The sequence below is a fragment of the Streptomyces atratus genome, assembly GCF_040655115.1.
GTDB lineage: Bacteria > Actinomycetota > Actinomycetes > Streptomycetales > Streptomycetaceae > Streptomyces > Streptomyces atratus_D.
This window is the reverse complement of sequence record NZ_JBFAJH010000028.1, coordinates 86404-91422: the sequence shown is the minus strand read 5'-3', so window position 1 is coordinate 91422 and position 5019 is coordinate 86404. Positions and strand designations below refer to the sequence as shown.

Sequence of the window (5019 nt, the reverse complement as noted above, 5' to 3'; positions counted from 1 at the left end):
GCTGCAGTGGGCCCAGCCCAACGGTGCCGAGGAGCTGGTTGACCACGCCGCTGTCCTGGAGCAGCACCACCCAGGCGAAGGTGCGCACCAGGCCCTCGCGCATGTCCGGTACCGGTCAGGACAGCCGCTTGACCGCGGCTGCCACACGCTCGTCCGTCGCCGTGAACGCCACCCGGACGAAGTGGTCGCCCGCCTGTCCGTAGAAGTCGCCCGGTGCCACCAGGATGCCGAGCTCCGCGAGGTACGCCACGGTGTCCCAGCACGGTTCGTCGCGGGTCGCCCACAGGTAGAGGCTCGCCTCGCTGTGCTCGATCCGGAAACCGTGGGCCTCCAGCGCCCCCCGCAGCGCGCTGCGCCGGTCCGCGTACCTGGTCCGCTGCTCAGCCACGTGTGTGTCGTCGCCAAGCGCCGCGACGGTGGCGGCCTGGACCGGGGCGGGCGTCATCATCCCGCCGTGCTTGCGGATCAGCAGCAGTTCGCCGAGGACAGCCGCGTCGCCCGCGATGAACGCCGCGCGGTATCCGGCGAGGTTGGAACGCTTGGAGAGGGAGTGGACTGCGACGATGCCCTCGTACGTGCCGCCGCAGACGTCGGGGTGGAGCACGGAGACCGGCTCGGCCTCCCAGCCGAGCTCGAGGTAGCACTCGTCGCTGAAGACCAGCACGTCGTGCTCGCGCGCCCAGGCGACGATCCGGATCAGCTCGTCCTTGGACAGGACCCGGCCGGTGGGGTTGGACGGCGAGTTCAGCCAGAGCAGCTTGAGTCCGGCCGGATCGAGCTCGGTGGGGTCGTCGTAGACGACGGGCTCGGCGCCGCAGAGCCGGGCACCCACCTCGTACGTCGGGTAGGCGAGCCGCGGGTACGCCACCTTGTCGCCCGCGCCGAGACCGAGCTGGGTCGGCAGCCAGGCGACGAGTTCCTTGGAGCCGACGACCGGCAGCACGTTCTCGTGCGCCACGGAGACCGCGCCGAGCCTCCGCTCCACCCAGCCCGTGAGGGCGTCGCGGAGTTCGGTCGTCCCCCACACCGTCGGATACCCGGGGCTGTCCGCGGCGGCGACGAGCGCCTGCTGGATCAGCTCCGGCACGGGGTCGACGGGCGTGCCGACGGAAAGATCGACGATGCCGTCCGGGTGGGCCGCAGCGGTCGACTTGTAGGGCGCGAGCTTGTCCCAGGGGAAGACCGGGAGGCGGGAGGAGACTGCTGCGGACACGGATCTCTGCTTTCTCGTACGAGGGTGACGAGGATGGTTCGGGTGATTTTGTCCGGTGCCGGGCCTGCCTGCGGCCCGGACCGGAAAACACCTCGGCCCCGCACGGTGACGAGCCGTACGGGACCGGGGCGGCGCACGTGCCGGCCGCTGATTACTGGTTCTGCGGCGGCAATGCTGCGATGAACGGGTGGTCGCGCTCGATCAGACCCAGCTTGGAGGCACCACCCGGCGAACCGAGGTCGTCGAAGAACTCGACGTTCGCCTTGTAGTAGTCCTTCCACTCCTCCGGGGTGTCGTCCTCGTAGAAGATCGCCTCGACCGGGCAGACCGGCTCACAGGCTCCACAGTCGACGCATTCGTCCGGGTGGATGTACAAGGACCGCTGGCCCTCGTAGATGCAGTCGACGGGGCACTCTTCGATGCAGGCCTTGTCCTTTACGTCGACACAAGGCTGCGCGATGACGTAGGTCACGCTGTCGTTCCTCCTCGGTAGGGCGTTGGCTCTCGCGCGGGAGCGCGGCGTCGTCGATGCCCGCACCTAGTATCTCCGTTCCTGGGCACGAACCGAACAGGAGGGGCGGAGAGAGCTGTGGAATTCACCATCGGCGGACGGGCTGAGGTCCGGATTACCCCGGCTGACGTGGGCAAACGGGTATCAGTCCGGCGTCGTTTCGAGGACGACGCGGCGGGCCGGCAGTTCACCGACACCGTAGGGGTTCTCACATCCTGGAACAATCATGTGCTGTCGATCACACCGAAGAGCGGTGAATCCGTCCACATCGCGGAATCCTCGCTGGTGGCGGGCAAGGTCGTCCCCTCCGCGCCGGCCCGGCGCCGGGGTCCGTCGGCCACGTTCGCCGAACTCGCCCACGTCTGTGCCCGCGCCTGGCAGCCGGTGGAGAGCGAACCGCTCGGCGACTGGCGGCTGCGCGCGGCGGAGGGGTTCACCCGCCGCGCCAACTCCGTACTGCCGCTCGGCGATCCGGGGGTGCCGCTCGGCGAGGCGCTCGCGCGGGTGGAGCGCTGGTACGAGGACCGCGGGCTGCCCGCGTACATCCAGACCGCGACGGGCGCGGAGGGCACACAGGAGAAGCTGTGCGCGGAGCTGGAGGAGCACGGGTGGCGGCGCGAGGTCACGGCGCAGGTACGGATCGCGGCTCTGGCGCCGATCGGCGATCTGGACGCGGACGTCGCGCGGGTGCGGCTGAGCCGGGGGATCGACGAGGCGTGGCTCTCCCGGTACCAGCGCTTCGACACCCCGGGCCCGCATGTGCTGAAGGTGCTGGGCAGCGGGCCCTCGGTGTGGTTCGCGACCGTGCCGGGTGACGCGGCGGGCGACGCGCCTGCCGCGATCGGACGGTGTGTCGTGGACGGGCGCTGGGCGGGCTTCATGGCCGTCGAGGTCGATGCCGCGTACCGGCGGCGGGGCCTCGCCACGGCCGTCATGGCCGCGCTGGCCCGGCAGGCCCTGGACGAGGGTGCGTCGGCGGCGTGGCTGCAGGTGGAGGCGGACAATGAGGAGGCGCGTGCGCTGTACGACGGGATGGGGTTCGTGACCCATCACCTGTACCACCACTTCCGGGCAGCGTAGGGACAGGAGCGTGTCCCCCATGAACCGAGGGCTGAACCCACGGCAGCAGTTCGCCGAGGAGGCACGCGCCGAACGCCCCGACCTCGCTCTGCTCTGTCTGCTGCTGGCCGCGGAGGCCGACCCGGCGCTGGACGCGGACGGGATCGACGCTGCACAGATCGAACTGGACCGGCTGGCGGGACTGCTTCCGTACGGGGTACGGGGCGGACGCGCCTGGGCCTCGGCGCTGGCCGGACTGCTCGGCGAACGGTGCGGGTTCGAGGGCTCGTCGGCGGACTACCAGCGGCTGCAGTCGTCGCTGCTGCACGAGGTGCTGCGGCGCCGGCGCGGGCTGCCGATCCTGCTGTCGGTGGTGTGGATCGAGGTGGCGCGGCGGGCGGGCGCGCCGGTGTACGGGGTGGCGCTGCCGGGTCATTTCGTCGTCGGGTTCGGCGATCCGGCGGAGCAGGTGCTGGCCGACCCGTTCGCCGGTGGCCGGCCGATCACCGGCCAGGACGCGAAACTGCTGGTGACGGGGGCGACCGGTGCGCCGCTCGTGCCATCGATGCTGGTGCCGGCCCGGCCGCTGGAGATCGTGCTGCGGATCCTGAACAACATCAGGGCGTGGGCGGCGGCCCGTCCGGAGTGCGCACGGGTGGCGCTGTGGGCGGTGGACCTGTCGCTGCTGCTGCCCTCGCATCCGGCGCGGCTGCGCTACGAGCGGGCACAACTGCTCGTACAGGCCGGGGAGTTCCTCCGCGGGGCGGAGGAGATGGAGGAGTACGCGGAGCTGGTGGAAACGGTGGAGCCGACGGCGGCGGAGATGATCCGGGGGCGGGCACGGGCTGCGCGGGCCTTGCTGAATTAGAGGTACGGGGGCGTGGGGAGCGGGGTCGTCCGGTGGACGTTCCGTCCTCGATGGCGGGCCGGGCCGGAATAGCCGCCCGGCGGGCTCGACATGTTCGCCGGGCGGGCTTGAAGCGGTCGCGGTCAGGCGAGGGGAGCCGCCGTTCGTACGGACCTCGCGCTCCTCGTGGCGGTCGGCGAGCGTCTCGGCGTCGAGCATCACGGCGTCCGGCTCCCTGCGGGCGGTGGTGGGTGGCTGCCAAGGGTGCCCTGGATCGGGTCGGAACGGCCGCACAGGCCCGAGGGCCGCCCGAGGGGGCGCGTGGTCCCTTCTGCGTGCCACACGCGCCACTCCTCACACCGGCCCTGTAGGGCCTCTTGAGTGACGCGGAGGACGCCGCCAGGTGATCACGTGCGTACAGGACGCCGCCAACCAGCCAACTCTACAAGCGAGTTCGAGGTAAACGCGAGGGCCCCCGGCGTCCCCGAACGCATGGCGCATCACCATGAGGAAGCGTCAGCAAACGGGTGGGTCCGCGGCGCCAAACCTCGTTACGCCACGCTATGCAGTCCGATGGGTGATTATCGGAAATTCACCACCCGAAGGGCCCACGGCGTAGCTCCAATGCACAGCTTCCCGATGGCGTCGAGTCGCATTCCGGTTAACGGTGGATCACGTCGCAACTGCGCCACCTTGAGTCGGCAGTCCGTCACTCATCGCAGTCGCGTCGAAAGGAATGTGTTCAGATGCGCTCTGCCCGCACACTGTTCGCTTCGGCCGCGATCACCGCGGTCCTCGCCATCACCACTCCTGCTGCCCATGCCATCACGCTGACCGATGACTGGGACGGCGGCTCCTCCTCCAGCAGCGACGACCACGGCGGCGACTCCTACGGCAACGACGACCGCGGCGACGACCGCGGCGACTCCTACGGCAACGACGACCGCGGCGACGACCGCGGCGACTCCTACGGCAACGACGACCGCGGCGACGACCGCGGCGAAAAGGGCCACCACGGCGACAAGGGCGAACACGGGGAAAAAGGCCACCACGGCGACAAGGGCGAACACGGCGAGAAGGGCCACCACGGCGAGAAGGGCGAACGCGGCGAAAAGGGCCACCACGGCGAGAAGGGCGAACGCGGCGAAAAGGGCCACCACGGCGACGAGGGCGAACGCGGCGAAAAGGGCCACCACGGCAACAAGGGCGACAAGCCCCGCGGCGGCGTCCACACCGGTGGCGGCGCCATGGCCATGACCGTGGCCAAGGAGTGGCAGCCCGGCAACGACTCCGACGACCACTCGAAGAAGGACGGCGGCGACGAGGGCGGCTACGGCGACGACGGCGGTGACGACGAGGGCGGCTACGGCGACGACCACGGCGACGACG

5 protein-coding genes are annotated in these 5019 nt (G+C 70.6%); 3 read left to right on the top strand and 2 right to left on the bottom strand.

Annotation, left to right across the window (positions count from 1 at the left end; translation table 11 throughout):
• Positions 1–115: 115 nt before the first annotated feature.
• Both AB0I23_RS26085 and fdxA read right to left on the bottom strand, forming a co-directional pair.
• Entirely contained in the window at positions 116–1213 is a 1098-nt protein-coding gene (locus AB0I23_RS26085) for a bifunctional succinyldiaminopimelate transaminase/glutamate-prephenate aminotransferase (RefSeq protein WP_359112735.1), read from the bottom strand.
• A gap of 151 nt (positions 1214–1364) precedes the next feature.
• The gene (fdxA, locus tag AB0I23_RS26080; protein ID WP_037688837.1) at positions 1365–1685 is read right to left on the bottom strand and encodes a ferredoxin; all 321 of its coding nucleotides are present in this window, start codon (positions 1683–1685) and stop codon (positions 1365–1367) included.
• Positions 1686–1802: 117 nt separating this feature from the next.
• On the opposite strand from fdxA, the gene AB0I23_RS26075 reads away from it, so the two are divergent.
• The 3 genes from AB0I23_RS26075 to AB0I23_RS26065 form a co-directional block, all read left to right on the top strand.
• Positions 1803–2804: a GNAT family N-acetyltransferase gene (locus AB0I23_RS26075; protein ID WP_359112731.1), complete on the top strand. Its 1002-nt coding sequence runs from the start codon at positions 1803–1805 to the stop codon at positions 2802–2804.
• A 19-nt stretch (positions 2805–2823) separates the two neighbouring features.
• Positions 2824–3651 carry a transglutaminase-like domain-containing protein gene (locus tag AB0I23_RS26070; RefSeq protein WP_359112729.1) on the top strand — a complete coding sequence of 276 codons (828 nt, stop codon included), beginning with the start codon at positions 2824–2826 and terminating at the stop codon, positions 3649–3651.
• Positions 3652–4376: 725 nt separating this feature from the next.
• Positions 4377–5019 (top strand): collagen-like triple helix repeat-containing protein (locus AB0I23_RS26065; protein ID WP_359112726.1); only part of this gene is annotated, 643 nt, incomplete at its 3' end.